The sequence below is a fragment of the Amphritea atlantica genome (assembly GCF_024347255.1).
GTDB classification, from domain to species: domain Bacteria; phylum Pseudomonadota; class Gammaproteobacteria; order Pseudomonadales; family Balneatricaceae; genus Amphritea; species Amphritea atlantica.
Map to the genome: position 1 here is coordinate 3,980,837 of NZ_AP025284.1, position 20,460 is coordinate 4,001,296.

General features: G+C 52.0%; 20 protein-coding genes. 9 read left to right on the plus strand and 11 right to left on the minus strand.

Going from position 1 to position 20,460, the window contains the following annotated elements; translation table 11 throughout:
• Window positions 1-115: 115 nt before the first annotated feature.
• The 5 genes from OCU43_RS18450 to OCU43_RS18470 all read left to right on the plus strand — a co-directional run bounded on the left by OCU43_RS18450 (window position 116) and on the right by OCU43_RS18470 (window position 4,393).
• Complete coding sequence (locus OCU43_RS18450) at window positions 116-814, plus strand: thermostable hemolysin (RefSeq protein ID WP_091357768.1); 699 nt, start codon at window positions 116-118, stop codon at window positions 812-814.
• 3 nt (window positions 815-817) lie between these two features.
• Window positions 818-2,146, plus strand: coding sequence for an AMP-binding protein (locus OCU43_RS18455; protein ID WP_091357771.1), 1,329 nt, complete (start codon window positions 818-820; stop codon window positions 2,144-2,146).
• A gap of 80 nt (window positions 2,147-2,226) precedes the next feature.
• Entirely contained in the window at window positions 2,227-2,895 is a 669-nt protein-coding gene (locus OCU43_RS18460; RefSeq protein ID WP_091357773.1) for an iron-containing redox enzyme family protein, read from the plus strand.
• Complete coding sequence (locus OCU43_RS18465) at window positions 2,885-3,652, plus strand: SDR family NAD(P)-dependent oxidoreductase (RefSeq protein WP_091357776.1); 768 nt, start codon at window positions 2,885-2,887, stop codon at window positions 3,650-3,652. The genes OCU43_RS18460 and OCU43_RS18465 overlap by 11 nt, the downstream gene beginning before the upstream one ends.
• A 72-nt stretch (window positions 3,653-3,724) precedes the next feature.
• Window positions 3,725-4,393 carry a tetratricopeptide repeat protein gene (locus OCU43_RS18470; protein ID WP_091357928.1) on the plus strand — a complete coding sequence of 223 codons (669 nt, stop codon included), beginning with the start codon at window positions 3,725-3,727 and terminating at the stop codon, window positions 4,391-4,393.
• Window positions 4,394-4,541: 148 nt separating this feature from the next.
• Here OCU43_RS18470 and OCU43_RS18475 read toward each other — a convergent pair whose 3' ends face one another.
• Window positions 4,542-5,879 (minus strand): ATP-binding protein, encoded by a 1,338-nt coding sequence (locus tag OCU43_RS18475; protein WP_091357778.1) that lies wholly within the window; start codon window positions 5,877-5,879, stop codon window positions 4,542-4,544.
• Window positions 5,880-5,883: 4 nt separating this feature from the next.
• On the minus strand, window positions 5,884-6,540 hold the full coding sequence (locus OCU43_RS18480; RefSeq protein ID WP_091357930.1) for a response regulator: 657 nt from the start codon (window positions 6,538-6,540) through the stop codon (window positions 5,884-5,886).
• A 350-nt stretch (window positions 6,541-6,890) separates the two neighbouring features.
• On the opposite strand from OCU43_RS18480, the gene OCU43_RS18485 reads away from it, so the two are divergent.
• Window positions 6,891-7,667: a hypothetical protein gene (locus OCU43_RS18485; protein WP_091357781.1), complete on the plus strand. Its 777-nt coding sequence runs from the start codon at window positions 6,891-6,893 to the stop codon at window positions 7,665-7,667.
• Window positions 7,668-7,887: 220 nt separating this feature from the next.
• On the opposite strand, the gene OCU43_RS18490 is transcribed toward OCU43_RS18485, so the two are convergent.
• Window positions 7,888-8,499 carry an EF-hand domain-containing protein gene (locus tag OCU43_RS18490; protein WP_217647424.1) on the minus strand — a complete coding sequence of 204 codons (612 nt, stop codon included), beginning with the start codon at window positions 8,497-8,499 and terminating at the stop codon, window positions 7,888-7,890.
• Between the two features lie 351 nt (window positions 8,500-8,850).
• On the opposite strand from OCU43_RS18490, the gene OCU43_RS18495 reads away from it, so the two are divergent.
• On the plus strand, window positions 8,851-11,004 hold the full coding sequence (locus OCU43_RS18495; protein WP_091357784.1) for a glutamine synthetase III family protein: 2,154 nt from the start codon (window positions 8,851-8,853) through the stop codon (window positions 11,002-11,004).
• Between the two features lie 160 nt (window positions 11,005-11,164).
• Here the strand turns inward: OCU43_RS18495 and OCU43_RS18500 are convergent, their stop codons facing one another.
• The 8 genes from OCU43_RS18500 to bioB all read right to left on the minus strand — a co-directional run bounded on the left by OCU43_RS18500 (window position 11,165) and on the right by bioB (window position 17,810).
• Window positions 11,165-11,770, minus strand: coding sequence for a glutathione S-transferase family protein (locus OCU43_RS18500; RefSeq protein WP_091357787.1), 606 nt, complete (start codon window positions 11,768-11,770; stop codon window positions 11,165-11,167).
• A 209-nt stretch (window positions 11,771-11,979) separates the two neighbouring features.
• Window positions 11,980-12,846, minus strand: a complete 867-nt coding sequence (locus OCU43_RS18505) for a putative metalloprotease CJM1_0395 family protein (protein WP_091357790.1) — start codon at window positions 12,844-12,846, stop codon at window positions 11,980-11,982.
• A gap of 91 nt (window positions 12,847-12,937) precedes the next feature.
• A complete protein-coding gene (locus OCU43_RS18510) occupies window positions 12,938-13,183 on the minus strand; it encodes a hypothetical protein (protein ID WP_091357793.1) in 246 nt (81 codons plus the stop codon).
• 117 nt (window positions 13,184-13,300) lie between these two features.
• Entirely contained in the window at window positions 13,301-13,993 is a 693-nt protein-coding gene (bioD, locus tag OCU43_RS18515) for a dethiobiotin synthase (protein WP_091357796.1), read from the minus strand.
• Between the two features lie 5 nt (window positions 13,994-13,998).
• Window positions 13,999-14,784 carry a malonyl-ACP O-methyltransferase BioC gene (gene bioC, locus OCU43_RS18520; protein WP_091357800.1) on the minus strand — a complete coding sequence of 262 codons (786 nt, stop codon included), beginning with the start codon at window positions 14,782-14,784 and terminating at the stop codon, window positions 13,999-14,001.
• Window positions 14,781-15,545: an alpha/beta fold hydrolase gene (locus tag OCU43_RS18525; protein ID WP_091357803.1), complete on the minus strand. Its 765-nt coding sequence runs from the start codon at window positions 15,543-15,545 to the stop codon at window positions 14,781-14,783. The genes bioC and OCU43_RS18525 overlap by 4 nt, the downstream gene beginning before the upstream one ends.
• Window positions 15,545-16,714 (minus strand): 8-amino-7-oxononanoate synthase, encoded by a 1,170-nt coding sequence (bioF, locus tag OCU43_RS18530; RefSeq protein WP_091357806.1) that lies wholly within the window; start codon window positions 16,712-16,714, stop codon window positions 15,545-15,547. Before bioF ends, OCU43_RS18525 begins: the two co-directional genes overlap by 1 nt.
• Window positions 16,715-16,763: 49 nt before the next feature.
• Window positions 16,764-17,810: a biotin synthase BioB gene (gene bioB, locus OCU43_RS18535; protein WP_091357810.1), complete on the minus strand. Its 1,047-nt coding sequence runs from the start codon at window positions 17,808-17,810 to the stop codon at window positions 16,764-16,766.
• Between the two features lie 88 nt (window positions 17,811-17,898).
• Between bioB and OCU43_RS18540 the strand changes: the two genes are divergently transcribed.
• Window positions 17,899-18,615: a ComFC family protein gene (locus OCU43_RS18540; protein ID WP_091357813.1), complete on the plus strand. Its 717-nt coding sequence runs from the start codon at window positions 17,899-17,901 to the stop codon at window positions 18,613-18,615.
• A gap of 107 nt (window positions 18,616-18,722) precedes the next feature.
• On the plus strand, window positions 18,723-20,459 hold the full coding sequence (locus OCU43_RS18545) for a Na/Pi cotransporter family protein (RefSeq protein WP_091357816.1): 1,737 nt from the start codon (window positions 18,723-18,725) through the stop codon (window positions 20,457-20,459).
• Window position 20,460: the final 1 nt, after the last annotated feature.

Consider the following 20,460-nt stretch of genomic DNA (forward strand, 5'->3'; position numbering starts at 1 on the left):
TTATCCCGGGCCTGATAAATAACCATAAAAAAAATATTGAATTATTTTGCCCCGTTCAGATTCATGTCAGCTTTGTCAGCAAGAATGTCCCTGACACTTAAACAGGGGACAGCAAATGTATATCTTGCGCTACCAGGAAAACGATCTGAATACAGCGAATCTGTATCTCAATCAGGGCCTGATCTCAAAGATCAGTTCGCTGAATCCCTCAGTTATCAGCATCACCGGTGCCTTTGAACCTGAGCGTCAGCGGGTCGTTGATTTTATAAAGAATATCTACAAGCAGAGTTATAACGCCGATATCAACGTTACCTACCCGATGATTATGTCGGTGCGCAATGCGGATGATGAGATTCTGGCGGCTGTCGGTGTCCGTTATGCCGATAAAGAAGCGTTGTTTCTTGAACAGTATCTGGACCAGCCGATTGAGACCGTGCTGGACTGCGAGCGTGCGCAAATCATCGAGATAGGCAATCTGGCATCCGCCGGTAAAGGTGCATCGGCCTTCCTGTTTGCCGCGCTGGCGTCCTATCTGGAAAACCAGAAAATCCGCTACGCCACCATTACCGGGACACAGTTCCTGCACCGTTATTTCAAACGTACCGGACTGAATCCCAAAGAACTATGCCGCGCCCACTTAAACAATATCAGTGAGCAGGATACCGATTGGGGTACCTACTACGATACTGAACCCCGGGTACTGGTGGGCAATGTTGATACAGGCGTTGCACGCCTGAAAGCACTGTTCGGTGCTGATTTCAGGGAGTGCCGACCACGTTTATTTCCCCGTCTCCACTTCAAAGCGGAACACTAAACCATGATATTCAATAGCATCAACCAACATGCACCAGGCAAAATCGCCCTGCAGGACGAGCAGCAAACGGTGTATTACCGTGACCTGAAAGCAGAGATTGCCGACCGGGCAGAACAGCTTAGCCAGGTGTCGACTCTGGCCATCGCTCTGGATAACAGCGTTGACTGGGTGCTCTGGGATCTCGCAGCCCTCAGTGTCGGGGTCGTCTGTGTACCGATTCCACCGTTCTTCAGCCCGGAGCAGAGAGACCATACACTCTCCCAGGCGGCGGTATCTCACATTATTTCACCTGATGGTCTGGTGGCAACCGGAATACAGCACACAGTTGCATTGCCCGAAACAACAGCCAAAGTCACCTTTACCTCGGGTACCACCGGCCAGCCTAAAGGGGTTTGTCTGCCGCAGCGGGCCATGGAAAATGTTGCCCACAGTATCGAGCAGGTGCTGGGGCAGGACTTTGTTGGCACCCATCTGTGCAGTCTGCCGCTGGCGGTATTACTGGAAAATGTTGCCGGGGTGTACGCTGCGCTGATCGCCGGCTGTACCATCCGTCTGCCATCCCTCACGGCGTTTGGCCAGAACTATGACTGCCTGCATCAGCAGATTGCCGAAACCGCAGCGACATCGATCATTCTGGTGCCTGAAGTACTGCGTATCCTGCTGGCTCAGATTGCGCAAAAAGGGCCGCTTCCCTCGCTAAAATTCATCGCTGTTGGCGGTTCAAAGACCGATGCCAATCTGATTCAGATGGCGCGTCAGATGGGACTACCGGTGTATGAGGGGTATGGCCTGTCAGAGTGCGCTTCGGTGGTGTCACTGAATACACCGGACAATGACCGTCCAGGCAGCGTGGGCAAACTGCTCCACCATGTAGCGGCAAGCGTTGAAGCGGGAGAGATCAGCATTCATAACCCCGGTTTTCTCGGTTACATCGGTCAGAGCACGACTGGCAGCTTCAACACTGAAGACCTTGGTGCACTGGATGCAGAGGGTTTTCTCTCCATCACCGGACGTAAAAAGAACGTTCTGATCACCTCCTATGGCCGCAATATCTCCCCGGAGTGGGTAGAAGCCTCCCTGCTGTGCCAGCCGGAGATCGCCCAGACGGTTGTCTATGGTGATGCGCAACCACATCTGAGTGCGCTGATCGTGCCGGTGTCGGCAAACGCCGATATCCAGCAGGTCATTCTGAAAGCCAATGCCGGGCTACCGGAATATGCACAGATCAGGGATTACAGTCTGGCGGAGCCGTTCACCCTTGCCAACGGCCTGCTGACCGGCACAGGCCGCCCCCGGCGGGCAAAAATATTAGAACGGCTTAACCAAATCTAATTTCAAATCATTAACTTATGCGCACAGAAACCTATTCTCGCAAAAACTTTCGTACTCAAAAACGTACAAGGAGATACATCATGACTTTTTTTGATCTGCTGATTCAGGAAACCGAAGCCGAACGTGCAGAGCTCTATCAGGTACCCCAGCTAGCCAACGCTCTGCAGGGTAAGATCACCCACGAAGCCTACCTGGCTTACCTGACCGAAGCCTTTCATCATGTGTCTCATACGGTGCCATTTCTGATGTCGATGGGCGCTAAACTGCCCGCCAATAAACTGTTTCTGCAAAAAGTGATTGCCGAATATATCGAAGAGGAGATCGGCCACGAAGAGTGGATTCTCAACGATATTGAAGCAGTCGGCGGCGACCGGGAGGCGGTTCGCAACAGCACCCCGGCACTGGAGACACAGGTACTGATCGCTTACAACTACGATTATATCAACCGCAAAAACCCGGTTGGTTTTCTGGGTATGGTGTTCATGCTGGAAAGCACCTCAATCGCCATCGCCAACAAAGGTGCGGATGCGGTTAAACAGTCACTGGATCTGCCAGAGCAGGCGTTCTCCTATCTTCACTCCCACGGTGATCTGGATATCAGTCATATGCAGTTCTTTGAAAAAACGCTGGAAAAAATAACCGATCCGAAAGACCAGGCAGCCATCATCGAAGTGGCCAGAAACACCTTCCGCCTGTTTGCCAATGTGCTGCGCACTATCCCGGCTGAGGGGGTGAAAGATGTCGCTTAAAGGGAAAAGCATCTTTATTACCGGGGGTACCGGAGGTATCGGTGCTCCCCTGGTCAAGCTACTGCGGGATGCGGGCGGTGACGTCATTGCATTCAACCGTCAGGAGTCTGGCGATCTGAGTGACAATATCGACAGCATCTGCCACACCCTGTCCCATCTGGCGCCGGATATTCTGATCAATATGGCAGGCTACAATGAATGCGCGCACTGCGAAGACCAGCATCTGAGCGAACTTATCGCCCTGAACCTGACCGTGCCAATGCGTCTGTCACAGGCAGTGCTGCCGGCAATGAAACAGCGCAACACCGGGCAGATCATCAATGTGGGATCAATGATGGGCATTATTCCCCTGCCCTATTATTCCGGCTATGTGGCCGCCAAAGCAGGCATCAAGGCGTTTTCCGATTGCCTGCGGCGAGAACTGTGTGACACAGGGATCAGGGTAACGCTGATCGCCCCACGGGCGGTGCAAACCCGAATGAATCAGGGGATCAGTAGCGAGATTAACAGTCAGACAGGCACTGCCTATGATCAACCGGAGGAAGTCGCTCAGCGGATTTTCAACGCCATCCTGCTTGGCGAAAAAGAGGTCCGTTTTGGCAAGCCTGAACGTTTCTTCGCCTTTATGAATGCGAACTTCCCTTCGGTTGTGGATAAGGGATTACGCAAGAATGTCAGGGTTGGCGAGGCGATTTTTAAACATCACAAGACAGAATCAGCAAAAAAACTATCAACTGAGTTAAATAACGCAACCTGACTGTATCTTTTGGGTTAGCGCAACAGAGCTGCAGCCCGATAGTCCAGACAGATAACCTTTGAGGTCAACATGATGAAACATAAACTCCTGATATCGGTTGCGGTAATGAGCCTCTACCTGCCCCTCTCTACCTCGTTTGCCGCTCAGGCGGGCCAGCAAGAGATGATGCAGGATGTGGCAGCACTGCAATCTGAATGGGCCAGAATCAAATACCAGGTAAGTGATGAAAAACTCCAGCTATCTGCTATCGAGAAGCTGGAGCAGCAGGCTGAACAGACCTCAGCCAAATATGCTGATTTTGCCGAACCCAAAATCTGGCAGGGTATTATTCTCTCCACTGATGCAGGTATCGTGAAGGGTTTGTCTGCACTGGGTAAAGTAAAAGAAGCTAAAAAACTGTTTGAAGCCTCTCTGGAACAGAATCCAACGGCACTGAACGCTTCAGCCCACACGTCGCTGGGTTCACTCTACTATCAGGTGCCCGGCTGGCCCATCGCCTTCGGTAGCGACGACAAAGCGGAGCAGCATCTTAAGGCGGCCCTTGAAGTGAACCCCGATGGTATCGATGCCAACTATTTTTACGCTGACTTCCTGATGGAAAACAAGCGCTATGATGAAGCCAAACACTATTTTGAGAAGGCTCTCTCAGCCAGCCCCCGCGCCGACCGTCCGGTGGCTGATGCCGGGCGTCGGCATGAGATCGAACTGGCCATGGCAAAACTCGCCGGGCTGAAAAAGTAGTATCCCCCTCTGCTATTTATCATTTCCCCATGATAAGCAAAAAATCCCGGCCAATACCGCCGGGATTTTCATAGCTCTTTTCATAGTTTTTTATTGCTTGATACAATCTGACACACGCCTGTCTTCGATGCTCCTGATGACCCGGCCTTCACGCTGAAGGGAACTGAATCACCACTTCAAAACCATCGCTACGATGACGAGCGGGGGAGTAAAATGTCAGCGTTCCCGAGCCGTGTTTGACAAAGGTATCGACAATTGCCAGCCCCAGCCCGGTACCTTCAGACTGATAACTACCGCGCTCAAAACGGTTGGTCAGACGCTGTAACTGATCCTTGGGCAAAATATCGCAACTGTTGACCACATGCAGGGCATGATCGCTATCACTGAAGATCTCAACCGGGTGCTGTGGCGAGCCATAACGCAATGCATTTTCGAGCAGGTTGCGCAGGATAATGGCGGCCGCATCCATATCCACCGGCCACTCAAGAGAGTGCAGGCTGGCTTCATCACAGATTATCGTCTGGTCGGTTTGAGTGCCCCGCTGATACTCCTCTATCAGAAAGGAGAGCAGCGTCATCACACTGGAAGTTTCGCCACTACGGAGTACTGACGCATCCGCCCGGGACAGTTGTAGCAGTTTTTCCGACAACCGTTGTAACCTTTTTAAGCCCTGTTCCAGCTCTGCCGCCCGCTGCCGGGTATCGTTATCCTCAGAGACGGCGATCAGGCGTTGGGTCTGCGCCAGCAAAGAGGCTACGGGCGTGCGCAGCTCGTGGGCACTATTGGAGGCAAACTCCCGCTCGGCATAGATCGCCTGGGATATCTTCTGCATCAGACCATTCAGCGACGCAGTGATTGGTAGCAGTTCCTGCGGCTGATGACGATGCTCGAACAGAGTCAGGTTATCGCTACCCCGTTTGCTGATATCGCGATTCAGCCTGAACAGGGGCATCAGAGAGTTGCCCACCAGCCACCAGACCATAAAGCCGGTCACCGGTATCACCAGCAGTAACGGAATCAGAAATCCCCACAGGCTCTCCATTACCGCTTCTTCGCGGTGATCGAGAGGTTCTGCGACCTGGACAAAAAAATCACCGTTGTGGATGCTCTCGGTATAAACCCGAAAGCCTTCAAGATCCTGAAAACCATCCACCAATAGCTCACTGAAGGGCCGTTTAACGATATCATGGGAAAAATGGGTTACATGGCCATCTTTAGCGCGGATTTGATAGAGAAAATAGCTTTCATTTTCAGCCTCGGCAACCGGAGGGGTCTGATCACTTTTTTTCGCTTCATCGCCATCGCTGTCATCCTGAACCGCCAGAGGGATCAGACGTTTGGCATTCTGCACCAGCGCGTCATCCAGTACTTCATTAATTTCATCATTGAAAACATAGGCTGAATAGCCGCTGGAAGCCAGCCAAATCAGCGTTACAATAGAGACAATCGAAACCACCAGCCGGCGTTTAATACTGCGATGTTTCATCGGCTTAAACCTTCATTCTATAACCGATACCACGGATGGTTTCGATACTGGTTTTGCCAATTTTTTTCCGTAGCCGGCTGATATAGACCTCGACGGTATTACTTTCAACCTCTGCGCCATACTCATACAGCGCATCCTCGATCACCGACTTGGCGACTATTGAGTTTTTATGCCGCAACAGCCGCTCCAGTACCGCCCACTCACGGGAGCTAAGGTTTGCAGGTGCACCGTCATTCAGGATGATCTTATTGGTCAGGTCGATGCTCAGGCTCCCCAGTGTCAGCATACCGGTACCATCAGCATAGAGACGCCGCTGAATAGCGATAATTCGCGCCGATAGCTCCCCCAGATCAAACGGTTTAACCAGATAGTCGTCGGCACCTGCATTCAGCCCTCTAATCCGGTCCGAAATCTGATCAAGTGCGGTGAGGATAATCACCGCCACACTGTTTTTAGCTGACCGGATCCGGGTCAGAAGATCCAGCCCATGGCCATCGGGCAGAAGAAGATCAAGCAGAATCAGATCATAATTGGTGGTCGTCAGACTGGCTGATGCATCAGAGAGGGTCTCGAACCAGTCCACCGCGTGCCCTTCACTGGCGATATGTTCCCGTATCGCCCCCCCTAAACCCTTCTCATCTTCAACCAGTAAAATACGCACCCGTAATCTCCACAGTTTTCCTCCATTAAAAAACATAAACCTGACAGCAACCTGAACAGTCACTGTTAGCGGTGGACACTCAGCTTCCCTTACACTAATCGAAAACCGCGTTAAACACAGCTGCTCTGACTGGCAAAATGGCCCCTGAAACGGAATTCCACAGCCCCGCCAGCGGCAAAGGGTTGCCCATCACAACATCATCACTCTGATTAAGAATAAATCAAGCTATTGTTTTTTATGACTTTAAATTCCATCACCGTTAATGGCACGAAATCCGCTTGGTAGATCTATCAGCCTGTTTAACAAACCGGTGTTTTGCAAACACCCAAGGGATTGCCCGGGAGAAACCTATGCAGACCAGCTCAGTTACCCCATTTCCAGTGACGGCTCAACACGCCGCACAGCCAGCCAGCTCCCCCTTCAGTCTGGTTCAGACCGACCTGTCTGGTGGCTTTGATAAAGTTATCAGCGATGCAATGCAGCGCGGTGCCAGCGATGATTTTGTCAGTCGTCTGTTTAAAAACCAGGAACGTTTTATACAACTGGCAGAGATGGCATCGCAACAGCAACCTATCAATAGTAAAACATTTCTGAAGAACCTCAGTTATGAGGACCGGGAAGTACTCAGAGAGGTGCATAGCCTGGCTGACTTTATTGATGACAGCAAGATCGATCAAATGAGCAGCGAAGGGGCAAATAATCTTCTGCGCCTGCCCCACACAGGACTGGATTCGGACAACGATGGTTTTACCGATATCGGGATTGGTAAAACCTTTATGTTCCCCAACTCCAATACGCCACCTGAGGTCGCTGAAGCCTGGCATAACACCACTGACGGAATGAGTTTTAAGGACAAGATGATGGCAGAGGGCCATCTGATGAGTTCGCTGATCATGGCGAATATTGAGGTGGATGAAAATGGCCGGTTTGTAGCCCGTCATGAACCAGGCGAACCCGGCTATGTTAATCCATTAGCCTCTGCGGATTTTTCCTATAAGCAGTGGTCGACCGACTGGCTGCGCTATCTGGAAGATTTCAAACTACAGATGAGTAGTGACCAGTATAACCGTGACAAACGATTCTTTGAGGGGTTTCTGCAGAATTTGCAGCAAACCGGGGCGGTTTAACGGAAACGATTAAGAATGTTCGGATAACACAGAAAAGGGGTATCCTCAGATACCCCTTTTCGCTTAGCCGCAGCCATTCAGATCTCTGCATTCGCCTCGGGAGACTCGGACAAAATCTGACCGCCATCAACAATGATCTGCTGACCGGAAGCCAGAACCCGGGTATGGCAACAGCTCTGTTTGAGCCCCCCTTACAATCCGGTTTAACTCCTCAGTAAGACTATGGATTGCGCTGCTGCATCTGATGCTGACTAAACTCGTCGGCATCCAGCATCTGATCATGATTGCTATCCATCTCCTCAAATGATTTCATATTGGCGAGATTGCGCATGGGATACCCCGCCTGAGCCCGCTCAGTGATGCGCGCATTCCGGAAGGTATTCATCTCCTCCTGGCTGATGAAACCATCACCGTTCTGATCAACATCACTGAAGGATGGCTGATTGCGGCCAGCGCCCATCATGCCGTTTTTGCCGGTACCCATCGGTTGGTTCTGGCCCTTCAGGTTTCGCTGAGCGGTCTGCCCCGCCTGCAGTTCAGCGGCGCTGATCTGACCATCGCCATCCCTGTCAAAATCCCGGAACATCGGTGCATTCGCCATCCCCCGCATCGGAGCACCGGCTGCAACATTGCGCTGCCTGCGCTGGTTACGGATATCATCAAACTCTTCCTGACTAATAACGCCGTTTCCATCCTGGTCATAAACAGCAAAGGGGATAGGCCCCCGTGCCGGAATATCGGCAGCCTGTGCTGCCAATATCATCATACAACCGGCAAAGATCGACAGTAGGGCTGAGATCGGGGATAACCTGACTCTGAGTCGTGTTTTCATGATAAGCCTCTACAGTATGAATTATGTTTCAAATAACTGCTCTACGCTGCATTCTCATACAACGCCGATCAGTTTTTACCACCTCTTTAATCTACTCTCTTTGAGCGACAAACGAACCGCAACAGATCAATAAACAAACAACTAAAAGGAAGAACAGCATAGCGAGACAGGGCTGACCAGGCGATTATAATATTTACTTCCTGCCGCAGTATAAATTAGCCAATATGGATAAAACTGGTTCGATTATTGCTGTAATAAAAACCAATAGCTTGTCAGCTATTGGTGACCCGGGTTTCCATGACCGCAGTAACCATAGTCCACCAGAATATTTTGGATATCCAGGGGTAGTAAATGAGCGGAAATGAATCTCGCGTTAAAGCAGTCCATGAAATCACCAGAGCAAACCCTTTTGCAGCTGAAATGACAGCTCCACTGAAAGAGATCTGGGCGTGCGATGTATTTGGCTTACAGCAGATGGAAGAATCCCTTTCAAAATCTGCCTTTAAAGCGATTAAGAAAACGGTACAAACCGGTGCCGAGCTGGACCCTGCCGTTGCTGACGTTGTTGCTGCTGCGATGAAAGACTGGGCGATGTCTAAAGGCGCCAAGTTCTTCTCTCACATCTTCTATCCAATGACCAATGCGACTGCAGAGAAACACGACGGTTTTGTTGTAACCAACTCAGATGGCGGCGCAATCACCGAATTTACCGGCAGTTTACTGATCAAAGGGGAGCCAGACGGCTCTTCTTTCCCGAATGGCAGCCTGCGTATGACCAACGCTGCCCGCGGCTATACTGCTTGGGACCCAACCAGCCCTGCCTATATTATGCATACCGCAAACGGCGCTGTGCTGATGATTCCAAGCGTATTCATGTCATGGACTGGCGAAGCGCTGGATAAGAAAATTCCGCTGCTGCGCGCCAATGCAGCGATGGACAAGGCAGCCAAAAAAGTCCTAACACTGATGGGCGAAACTGAGATTGCTCCACTGAACTCCAGCTGTGGTGCCGAGCAGGAATATTTCCTGGTCGACGAGCTGTTTGCTAACACCCGCCCCGACCTGCTGTTAGCAGGCAGAACACTGTTCGGTGCTCCCCCAGCAAAAGGCCAGCAGTTCGATGATCACTATTTTGGTGCAATCCCAGAACGCGTTCAGGTCTTTATGCAGGATTTAGAGGATAAACTCTACCGTTTGGGCATTCCCGCCAAGACTCACCATAACGAAGTTGCGCCCGGCCAGTTTGAGATTGCACCCTACTTTGAAGCCGCTAATGTTGCCTCTGACCACCAGCAGCTTCTGATGACTCTTTTGAAAAAAACCGCTAAAGAACATGGCTTTATATGTCTTCTGCATGAAAAACCTTTCGCTGGTGTGAACGGTTCAGGTAAGCATGTTAACTGGTCTGTTGGTAACGCCACACAGGGTAACCTGCTGGACCCAGGCAGCACGCCTAATGAGAACCTTAACTTTTTGCTCTTTTGTGGTGCAGTGATTCGCGGTGTGCACAAATTTGGACCACTTCTGCGCGCTGCGATCGCCTCAGCAGCCAATGATCATCGTTTAGGTGCCAACGAAGCGCCTCCAGCTATCCTGTCTGTCTATCTCGGTAGTCAGTTGGAGAAGGTGTTTGACAATATTAAAACGGGCGAGCTGCATGTACCGACCACTGGCGGCCAGATGGATCTGGGACTGTCACAGATTCTGAAGTTTGAACGTGATCCGGGTGACCGTAACCGTACTTCACCTTTCGCCTTTACCGGTAACCGCTTTGAGTTCCGCGCGGTTGGTTCATCTCAGTCGGTTTCTGGCCCGCTGGTCGCCATGAATACTATGCTGGCAGACTCTCTGGAGTGGATTGCAGAAAAGCTTGAAACCGAACTGAGCAAAACTTCAGACAAAGCGGTGGCGGTTTTTGCTGTTCTGAAAGAGCTGATGGAGTTGCACGGTAATGTCGTATTCGGTGGTGACGGTTACTCTGCTGAGTGGCACAAAGCAGCAGTAGAAGAGCGTGGTTTGCAAAATATTCCAACCACGGCTGACGCACTGCCAGCATTTAAGTCACCAGAAGTGATTGAACTGTTCTCCAAAACCGGCGTATTAACACCGGTAGAACTGGCCAGTCGTTTTGAAGTCTATGCTGAGCAGTATGTGTTGTCGATTGAGGTTGAAGCCAAACTGGTTGCGGAGATGGCCACCACGATGATCTATCCTGCGGCAATCAAATACCTGTCACAGATCGCCTCTACCGGTATTCAGCTGGACTACTCACCAGCCGGTGCCGTGGCTGAAACCGCGTCGGCGATGATGGCTTCCGTTGAAAAGCTCAACGCCGCACTGGAGTCAGAACACTTTGATAGCACAGAAGCACATATGAGCTTCCTGGCTGACGAAGTCCGTGGTCTGATGGATGAGGTACGTGCAGCAGCTGACAAACTGGAAACGCTGGTTGCAGATGACCTGTGGCCTCTGCCTAAATACCGTGAGATGCTGTTTATTAAATAACCGCGTTAAAGATCTCATCGGCCCTTTCGCGGGGCATGAAAAAAGCACTGACCGTAAGGCCAGTGCTTTTTTATTTTCAGTTGCAGCCGGTGGTTATCGTACCCGTATTTAATAGCGTTCGAACGGCACGGCATCACGCTCCTGCCAGGCTGAACACGCTCTATCCATAATAGGATTTTATCTTCGGATCGCTGGCCACCCGATTAAGGTGAGCAAGTAGTTCCGGGGCGGTATCTTGTATCAGTGTTGTGGGGATATGATCCAGCATGCCAGACCCCAGCCACTGAACCATCACAAACACTTTCAGATCAGCGATGGTTAACCGGTTATCGGCAAAGTATTCCCCGCCCTGTTTTGTAAGGCGCGCAGCCAGCCATTTGAGATAGGTGGTCAACGGTGCCACTAACTGCTCACGCGCGCTTTTCAGCGTTTCTCCGGTCATGGTCATAGTGGCTGAGAGTTTATGACTGATATCCTCGACCACATCCATCACTTCATCACACAACAGCGCCTGGTAATCATCCTCAGGATAGAGACCCGCCTGCTTACCAAAATAACGGCATAGCGCATTGGACTGCGTAATCTGCTCGCCATCCAGTTCGACAACCGGAACCTGCCCAAAAGGCGTGCCTTTGCGTATCTCTGCAAACTCGCTGAACTGAAAGCGATGATCTTCAAAATCCTGCCCAAGGCAGTGCAATGCCAGACGAATGGGCTCTGCCCGTCCGCCATTGATATCAAAATAGGTAACCTTAATGTTAGCCATGGATACATTTCCTGCTCTGTAACAAATAGGTAGATGGGATTTAAAACAGCAAGGCCCGACTGTGTTTTATAGTTTAACGAAACGCAAACGCAGATGACCTGTTGGTATGACTGGTAAAGGGGTAACAAAGTTCAGGGGCAGACAGGAAATGGAACTCTGCGTGTTACAAATGACACCGCTACGCTCACCTATTTTAATCGCAGCCCTGTTCAGGCTCGCTCATCAAAGATGAACCCCTCGGCAAAGAGTTTCTTAAATACACCGGCATCGATCAACCGCTGGTTAATTTCGGCAAACTTCTGATTCACCGCCTCAAGCTGCTTATTGAAGTCCTGCAGCGTTTCTGTTCGGGTATCACTCTGCTCCTGCTGATCTTTAATGCGTTGCTGCAACTCTTCAGTGCGGCGTTCCTGACGCAGTTTCTCGGCCTCCCGAGGGCTGTCACTGCTGTTGTCTGATGGCTGATTCTGCCTGGCCAGCTCTGCCCGAGCTTCGTTTGCCATCGCCGCCGCCCGGGCTGCAATTGCCCGATCCTGAGGTGAAGGGTCGGCCACCGCCAACGCTGCTCTGAGAATCACTTGCGCTTTTTCCAGGGTCGCTTCAGGATCATTCGGCACAGGAGAGGTATCGATGCTAACCTCGCCTCCCACCGCATAGAGGCGGCCGTCAGGCCCCCGTTGGTACTCAAAGCTTGGCGCACCAGCATACTGACCACCCGCAGCCGCATGGCTCAGTTCATGCTGCCGCACTTCCTGATCACGGGCTGCCAGTTCACGCAGCAGTTGTTGCTCTTCACTCTTCGAGTCTGTTTGTGATGGGGAGTCGGATTCACCACGGGATTCAGATTTATTGCCCAGTGGCTGTTTCTCTGCGGTTTCGCGGTCGACGGAGGCACCGGCAGAGGACGGTACTACAGATCGGATGACGGGTGACACAGGTGAGGTTTCGAGGGGTGCGGTGGCAGAGACAGAGGCGGGTAATAGTGTCCCCGTGGCCGCAGATTGATTCCGGCCAGCACGGCTCTGTGACTGATCTGTATTCAGCGTTAGTGAATTCGCAGTTATCTGTAACTGCATCACTCTCACCTCCTGTACTTTATCTCCGACTCCTTACTACTGGAAATATTGCTCTGTTGATAACACGGTGCCCGGCAACGCAATATAGCGGTCAGGCACGAATATCGATCAGTGTACCCAGGGTCTCATCTACTGACTGCACCACCTTAGTGGAAGCCGCCACGGCATTTTTCTCAACGGCCAGATTTTCCAGAGATTCGTTGAGATCTTTACCTGTAGCCTCTTCAGGGGTATTGGTTTTTCCCGCACCGGCAATATCAGATGCAGCTTTTTGAACCCCATCTAGCCCCCGGTTTATCCCCAGAACACCTGTACTCAATGCTGAAGTAACATTCATAAAACACCCGCTAAATAATTGGCCAGTCTGCTGACGTCCTTTCAGTCAGGCCGACAGATTCTGTCGTCATAAAATTTCACTTAGCGCTAGTATAAACCAGATTCGGCCATAGTTCATTTATTGATCAGCGAGCAGAGGCGCCAAATCAATATATTTGGCCACATTCTGAGCAGTAATGTCCTCAATATGAGGTACTTCGCCCAGGAGGGGAGCGGACAGCATCGATTTCAGTGTTTCCAGATTTTCACTGTAACAGCTCATCTGCGGCTCTGCCCGGTTGGCAACCCAGCCTGCCAGCCGTAAACCATCTTTGACAATCGCTTCCACCGTTAGCAGGGTATGGCTGATACACCCCAGCTTCATCCCCACGACCAGAATCACGGGAGTATGCAATAGTTTCGGAACATCAGCGAGCGTCTGGCGGTGATTAAGAGGCACTCGCCAACCACCCGCCCCCTCAATAACCATAAAATCAGCAGGCTGCATCATAACACCGCGACACAGCGCCGCAATCCGGTCTGCATCCAGTCGTCGTCCCGCTTGTTGGGCGGCAATATGGGGTGCTATCGGTGGCTCCAGCGAAATCGGGTTAACCTGTTCATAGCTCAGTTTTATCGACGCGGCCTGCTGCAGTTGCAGGGCATCGCTGTTACGCAACCCGGCTTCGGTCTGCTCACAACCGGCCGCGATCGGTTTCACCGCAACCGTTGACAGCCCGCGCTGATTAGCCGCTTCCAGCAAGCCGGTTGAGATCAGCGTTTTACCTACATCGGTGTCGGTGCCTGCCACAAAAAACGTACGTTTAGCCATTTCGCCTATCCCTTCATAAAATCGCCGTAAAACACCTGATAAGTCGCCGGTAGCTGACCGTCCGCGCGGCGAAACCGTTCATAAGCCTGCTTAAAAGCCATGATACGTGCCTTTCCTGTCAGACCATTCTGCCGCCCGGCACTGATATTGTGCGCACCGATCCCTTTCAGCTCAGAGGTTAGTCCCCGCAGCTCGTCATACAGCAATAGCTCCGGTGTCTCCGTGAGACTCAGCTGTTGCAGATAGGGCTCCGCACTGCGCTGCAGGTCGGTAAAGCTGATAAACCGGTTAACATGCTGATACTGATCGACCTCAGACCAGGCTTCACGCAACTCAAACAGAGTATCCGGCCCCAACGTACTGAACAGAAAGTGCCCGCCAGGTTTCAGCACCCGGGCGACCTCACTGAATAAAGCAGGAAGCTCCTCACACCACTGAATCGCCAGAGAGGAAAAAATCAGCTCAACCGAATTATCCGCTAACGGCAGATTTTCCGCATCACCACAGAGCCACAGGGTATTGGGGGTAACCCGGGTCTGTCGGGCATACTCAAGCATCCCCTGGGCCAGATCAAGGCAGATCAGTTGCTGCGGCCTGAGCTGTTCTGTCAGCAACGGAGCAAAATAGCCGGTGCCGCACCCCAGATCCATGACGACATCCGCTGAGGTTGAGGTCATCTGGTTCAGGAGCCGGTGACCGATCCGACGTTGCAACTGGGCAACACTGTCATAGCTCACCGCCGCCCGGCTGAATGATTCAGCAATCTGAGGCTTGAGAAACTGTGCGCTCATACCAGCAGGGTCCGGATCTTTTCAGCCAGTAACCCGGGCGCGGATAGAAACCCCACATGGGAATATCCTGCCAGCACTTCGACTCTGGCCTCCGGTTGCAGTGCACTGACAGCATCGGACATGCTTGCCGGCGCCAGTGTATCCAACTGACATAACAGGTGCAGTAACGGCAAACGGGGGTTGCGAAACAGATCCCGATAATCGTCCCGCAGCAACGCCAGTGAATCGATCAGCGCCGGGGCTGTCGGTTGCACCTCTGAGACGACCTGTTTCAGAACTTTCAGGTCGCTGCGGGCGGTGTTACTGCCCTGCACCTGAAGCATATTAAATCGTTGCAGGGTTTTTGCCGGATTGGCGGCCAGATCCTGCTCGAACTGATGATAGGTGGCTTCATCCATGCCAAAGGACCAGTCGTCACGCGCCACAAAACAGGGACTGCTGCCCAGAGTGATAAGCCCACTGACCCGCTCAGGATAACGCTGGGCAAACGCCATAGCGATGATCCCCCCTAAAGACCAGCCCAGCCAGTGAGCAGAGTCCGGAGCAACCCCGGCCAGCAGTTCGGTGACCATATCCAGATGATAGGGCGATGGTGAGCAGCCGTTACTGTATCCCAGTCCCGGCAGGTCAACCAGGGTGATCTGGTAATCTGCTTCAAGCTCCGGCAGCAAGCTCCGCCAGATACCGCTGTGCATCCCCCAGCCATGCAGCAGCACCAGTGGTTGTCCCTGACGATTGCCATGCTGTTGACAAAAAAGCATCACGCCTCCAATCTGGCCATCACGTCAGACAGGGCATCCAGCAACCGGTCCAACTGCTCATCGGTATGGCTGGCGCTGATGGTGACCCTTAACCGGGCGCCCCCCTGAGGCACCGTTGGCGGTCGGATAGCACCGATAAAGATCCCTTTCGCTTCCAGTGCCGCACTGATCGCCATCGCCCGGTCAGCCTCCCCCACCAGAATCGGCTGAATCGGCGTCGGCGAGGCCATCAGCGGCAGCCCCAACTGCTCGCAACCACTGCGAAAGCGCTGAATCAGATGGTTAAGTTTTTCCCGACGCCACTCTTCCTGTTGCAGCAGCTTCAGACTGGCACGGGTTGCAGAGGCGATCGCCGGTGACATACTGGTGGTATAAATATAGGTGCGGGCATGCTGAATCAGGGTTTCTATCAGCTCTTCAGACCCAGCGACAAAGGCACCGGAGGTGCCGAAGGCTTTGCCCAGTGTGCCAACTAATACCTGTACCTGATCACTGCCAAGATCAAAGTGATCGACCGTACCGCGCCCCTGTTGACCGATACAGCCAAAACCGTGGGCATCATCGACCATTACCCAGGCATTATGGGCAGCGGAGGTTTGACAGATCGCCGGCAGCTCGGCCAGATCACCATCCATACTGAAGACACCATCACAGACCACCAGTTTGCGGCGGGCTTCGGTCCGTTGCAGGCGGCTATCGAGATTATCGGCATCGTTATGCAGAAAACGCTGAAAACGGGCGCCGCTGAGCAGTCCTGCATCCAGCAACGAAGCATGATTGACCCGGTCCTGAAACACCGCATCCCGTTTATCCAGCAGCGCGTTAACTGCTCCGATATTAGCCATATAACCGGTCGAGAACAGCAATGCACGGGGACGCCCGGTAAACTCGGCAAGTTCCTCTTCCAGCGCATGATGCGCCTGACTGTGACCATTCACCAGATGGGAAGCGCCACCACCAACACCATAGTGGTCGGCCCCCTGTTTCAGGGCGGCAATCACATCTGGGTGATTTGCCAGCCCCAGATAGTCATTGGAACAGAACGCCAGGCAGGCTTTGCCATCCACGATCACTTCCGGAGCCTGAGGGCTTTGTAGAATGCGACGCTGACGGTAGAGAGACTGTTTTTTACGCGCCTGCAGTTCAGCGCCCAACTGATCAAAAGACATGGTCAGATCCTTGTTGGACTGTCAGTGACAGCCCGGCGGGTAGAGAGAATCAGGCTTCGTAGAAGAACGACTCATCTTTCTGTTTTTGCAGATCGTTGATGATCGCCTGTTCCTGAGTCTCATCCGTTTCGGAGATCCGTTGTTCAGGGTTGATCCCCAGGCGTTTAAACAGCTGCAGGTCACGATGGGTTTCCGGGTTCGGCGTGGTCAGCAGGCATTCACCATAGAAGATCGAGTTGGCACCGGCCATAAAGGTCATCGCCTGCATCTCATCACTCATGCTTTCACGCCCGGCAGAGAGACGAACATGGGACTTAGGCATCATGATACGGGCTACGGCGATGGTACGGATAAAGTCCAGATTATCCAGATCATCCGCGTTTTCCAGCGGTGTGCCTTTGACTTTTACCAGCATATTGATCGGCACACTTTCCGGCTGAATTGGCAGATTCGCCAACTGGCGCAACAGACCGATGCGATCATTGGCCGTTTCACCCATCCCCAGAATACCACCGGAACAGATTTTCATACCAGATTCACGCACATGGTGCAGGGTATCAAGACGGTCCTGATAGGTACGGGTGGTAATGATTTTGTCGTAAAACTCTGGCGATGTATCCAGGTTATGGTTGTAGTAATCCAGCCCGGCTTCCGCCAGTTGACCGGCCTTATCTTCATCCAGCATCCCCAGGGTCATACAGGTTTCCAGACCCAGCGCTTTCACCCCTTTAACCATCTCGATCACATAGGGCATATCTTTATCGGCAGGATGTTTCCAGGCAGCCCCCATACAAAAGCGGGTTGAACCGGTTTCTTTGGCTTTTTTCGCCTTTTCCAGCACCGCTTCAACCTGCATCAGTCGCTCTTTCTCAAGACCGGTATTGTAGTGGCCACTCTGCGGGCAGTACTTACAATCTTCAGGGCAGGCACCCGTTTTAATCGACAGCAGAGTGCTCACCTGCACTTCATTGGGATTGAAGTTCTGTCGATGCACCAGTTGAGCCTGAAACAACAGGTCGTTAAATGGCAGATCGAACAGCGCCTGTACTTCCTGCTCGCTCCAGTCGTGTCGGATCTCTGTCTGGTGTTGTTGCATCGCCGTGTCTATCCTGTATTGATTAGATCGCAAAGAAAGGGATTTAATGAAAGGCTAATTTTAATCTGACAGAAGGATCTGTCAACCTATGTTTACAAAATATAAAAACAACTGGTTAAAATTTAATCTAAATAGACGTTGTGTCTTGTGCAGCCAGCAGGCTATTTCGCAAACCCGGATCTGCGATGACTGCCTGACTGACCTTCCCTGGATCGGCAATGCCTGTCAGCGTTGCGCCAACCCACTTAGCAGTGCCCAGCTGCCGCACCTCATCTGTCCTCAATGCCAGAAAAAACCGCCACCGTTTGAACAGGTGATAGCCCCCTTTGAATACCGTTTTCCTATTGATCAGCTGATTCAACTGGCCAAGTTCAATCATCGGCCTCATCTGCTGAACCCATTGGCAGAATTGCTCAGTCTGCAGCTGCAGAATACTCCCCTGCCAGAACTCGTTATTCCGGTCCCTCTGCACCCTAAACGGTTACAGGAGAGACAGTATAACCAGGCGGCTCTGCTGGCTAAAAGAATCGCCCGCAACCTGGATATTCCCTTTAGTAATCGTCTGCTGATCAAAACAGACAACACGCCACATCAGGCTGAACTGGATCGTAAAGCCCGCCGGAAAAACCTGCGCAACAGCTTTCAGTGCTGTGGCTCGCCCCCCTCCTCTATCGCAATCGTCGACGATGTGATGACCACCGGTACAACAGCTGCTGAGATTAGTCGGGAACTCAAAGCAGCAGGCTGCCATCGGGTATATATCTGGGTCATCGCGCGCACCGCAAAAGAGTTGCATTTATACTGAAATAGGGCTTTTATTATTGTTTAATCAAAACCTTATGTTTATCTGTTTCCAGTTATATCATTAAAAAATAACAACCTTGCCTGTTATGCTGCCGTAAGGAGTCCGCAATGGATCTGAGCAATATTGGTGACCTGATCGGAGGCCTGGGCCTCTTTCTGCTCGGTATGCAACTGATGACCAACGGTCTTAAACGTGCCGCTGGCCAGACACTTCGCAAAGCCCTTGAAGCGGCTACCCGATCGCGAATCCGGGGGCTGATATCTGGCACGGCAATTACCGCGCTGGTGCAGTCATCCAGCGCAGTGACCGTTGCCACCATCGGTTTTGTCAACGCAGGTTTGCTGAATCTGGGTCAATCCGTGGCCGTTATCTATGGCTGTAATATCGGCACCACCATGACCGGCTGGCTGGTTGCCACCATCGGCTTTAATTTTAAAATCAGCGCTTTTGCCCTGCCAATGATCGGTCTGGGAGTGGTGATGTCTCTCATCGGCGGCGAAAAACGCTATGCACATATGGGCACCAGCCTGACGGGATTTGGACTGTTTTTCATTGGTCTCTCGTTTCTCAAAGGCACCTTTCATGGGCTGGAAAACAGCATCCCTTTTGAAACGATAGGGGCTACCAGTTATGGACTGGCGCTGTTTGTTCTGGCGGGCTTTGTTATGACAGTGCTGATTCAGTCATCCAGTGCGGCGATGGCAATCACACTTTCCATGGCATCAACGGGAGCTATTCCTCTGGCCGCCGCAGGCGCTTTGGTGATCGGAGCAAACCTGGGAACCACGTCCACCGCTGCACTCTCCGTTATCGGCGCAACCTCGAACGCCAAACGGATCGCCTGTGCCCATGTTTTCTTTAACCTGATAACCGGCGCGGTTGGCCTGCTGCTGCTGATCAGCCTGGCGGGGGTTATCAACCGTTCAAACCTCAATCAGACTGTCGATATGGTGATCCTGCTGGCGCTGTTTCACACCCTGTTCAATGTAGTTGGGGTGATCATTATGTGGCCTGTTACCACGCCGATGGTGGCGTTTCTGGAGACCCGCTTCCGTCGTGGCGATGAAGACCAGGCCAAAGCCCGCTTTCTGGATAAAAATATTCTCGAAACCCCACCGCTGGCCATTGAAGCGATGACCCGGGAGTTAAGCCGTGTCAGCCGTATGGCATCCACCCTTGCAAAGCAGTCCCTTAGCGCAGAACTATCGGATAGCCCGCATATCAGATCGCAGTCGCTGATTATCAATAAGCTGATTATCGAAATCGGCACATTCAGTCAGAAACTGGGACAACAGCCGCTCAGTGAAGAGATCTCACAAATCCTGCCCAGCGCGATGCGGGTCGCCCGCTATTTTAATGAGATGGCCCGGCTTTCCGGGTTGATTGTTGAATACAGCGAACGGTTCAATCAGATCAGTGACAGCAACACCCAGAAAGATATCTATGAGCTGAAGAAGATCACCAATAAGATGCTGAATGCGGCGGTGATTGACGATGAAGCATACCAATCCTCCGCCGATACCCGTAAAGTTCTGTTCAAACTGGAAAAGAAATATCAAAAGATCAAACAACATATTCTTGAAGCGATGATCGAGGGACGCCTCAGTCCCGACGAAGGCACTAATCTGCTGGATTCACTCAGCCATATCCACCGGCTCGGACTGCAGGCAGAGAAAAGTTCCCGTTACTGGAGCAGTCTGAGCCCGGTCGAACATCGCTCGCCGATCATCCACCATGCAGAAGAGTCAGAACCTGAAGAGGAGTCGAAAATTTCGATCACTGAAGCAGAACCAGAGGATAAAAATGCCGACAAGTCAGCAGATCAACCGGTGACAGCCAGTTAGA

Bases quoted from the DNA above. Each gene is read 5' to 3' on its own strand.
- OCU43_RS18510 (WP_091357793.1), bottom strand. From the start codon at position 13,183: ATGAATGTTACTTCAGCATTGAGTACAGGTGTTCTGGGGATAAACCGG.
- OCU43_RS18500 (WP_091357787.1), bottom strand. From the start codon at position 11,770: ATGGCTAACATTAAGGTTACCTATTTTGATATCAATGGCGGACGGGCA.
- OCU43_RS18455 (WP_091357771.1), top strand. From the start codon at position 818: ATGATATTCAATAGCATCAACCAACATGCACCAGGCAAAATCGCCCTG.
- OCU43_RS18460 (WP_091357773.1), top strand. From the start codon at position 2,227: ATGACTTTTTTTGATCTGCTGATTCAGGAAACCGAAGCCGAACGTGCA.
- OCU43_RS18465 (WP_091357776.1), top strand. From the start codon at position 2,885: ATGTCGCTTAAAGGGAAAAGCATCTTTATTACCGGGGGTACCGGAGGT.
- bioC (WP_091357800.1), bottom strand. From the start codon at position 14,784: ATGAGCGCACAGTTTCTCAAGCCTCAGATTGCTGAATCATTCAGCCGG.
- OCU43_RS18470 (WP_091357928.1), top strand. From the start codon at position 3,725: ATGAAACATAAACTCCTGATATCGGTTGCGGTAATGAGCCTCTACCTG.
- bioD (WP_091357796.1), bottom strand. From the start codon at position 13,993: ATGGCTAAACGTACGTTTTTTGTGGCAGGCACCGACACCGATGTAGGT.
- bioF (WP_091357806.1), bottom strand. From the start codon at position 16,714: ATGTCTTTTGATCAGTTGGGCGCTGAACTGCAGGCGCGTAAAAAACAG.
- OCU43_RS18490 (WP_217647424.1), bottom strand. From the start codon at position 8,499: ATGAAAACACGACTCAGAGTCAGGTTATCCCCGATCTCAGCCCTACTG.
- OCU43_RS18495 (WP_091357784.1), top strand. From the start codon at position 8,851: ATGAGCGGAAATGAATCTCGCGTTAAAGCAGTCCATGAAATCACCAGA.
- OCU43_RS18450 (WP_091357768.1), top strand. From the start codon at position 116: ATGTATATCTTGCGCTACCAGGAAAACGATCTGAATACAGCGAATCTG.
- OCU43_RS18475 (WP_091357778.1), bottom strand. From the start codon at position 5,879: ATGAAACATCGCAGTATTAAACGCCGGCTGGTGGTTTCGATTGTCTCT.
- OCU43_RS18505 (WP_091357790.1), bottom strand. From the start codon at position 12,846: ATGCAGTTACAGATAACTGCGAATTCACTAACGCTGAATACAGATCAG.
- OCU43_RS18525 (WP_091357803.1), bottom strand. From the start codon at position 15,545: ATGCTTTTTTGTCAACAGCATGGCAATCGTCAGGGACAACCACTGGTG.
- OCU43_RS18485 (WP_091357781.1), top strand. From the start codon at position 6,891: ATGCAGACCAGCTCAGTTACCCCATTTCCAGTGACGGCTCAACACGCC.
- OCU43_RS18540 (WP_091357813.1), top strand. From the start codon at position 17,899: ATGTTTACAAAATATAAAAACAACTGGTTAAAATTTAATCTAAATAGA.
- bioB (WP_091357810.1), bottom strand. From the start codon at position 17,810: ATGCAACAACACCAGACAGAGATCCGACACGACTGGAGCGAGCAGGAA.
- OCU43_RS18545 (WP_091357816.1), top strand. From the start codon at position 18,723: ATGGATCTGAGCAATATTGGTGACCTGATCGGAGGCCTGGGCCTCTTT.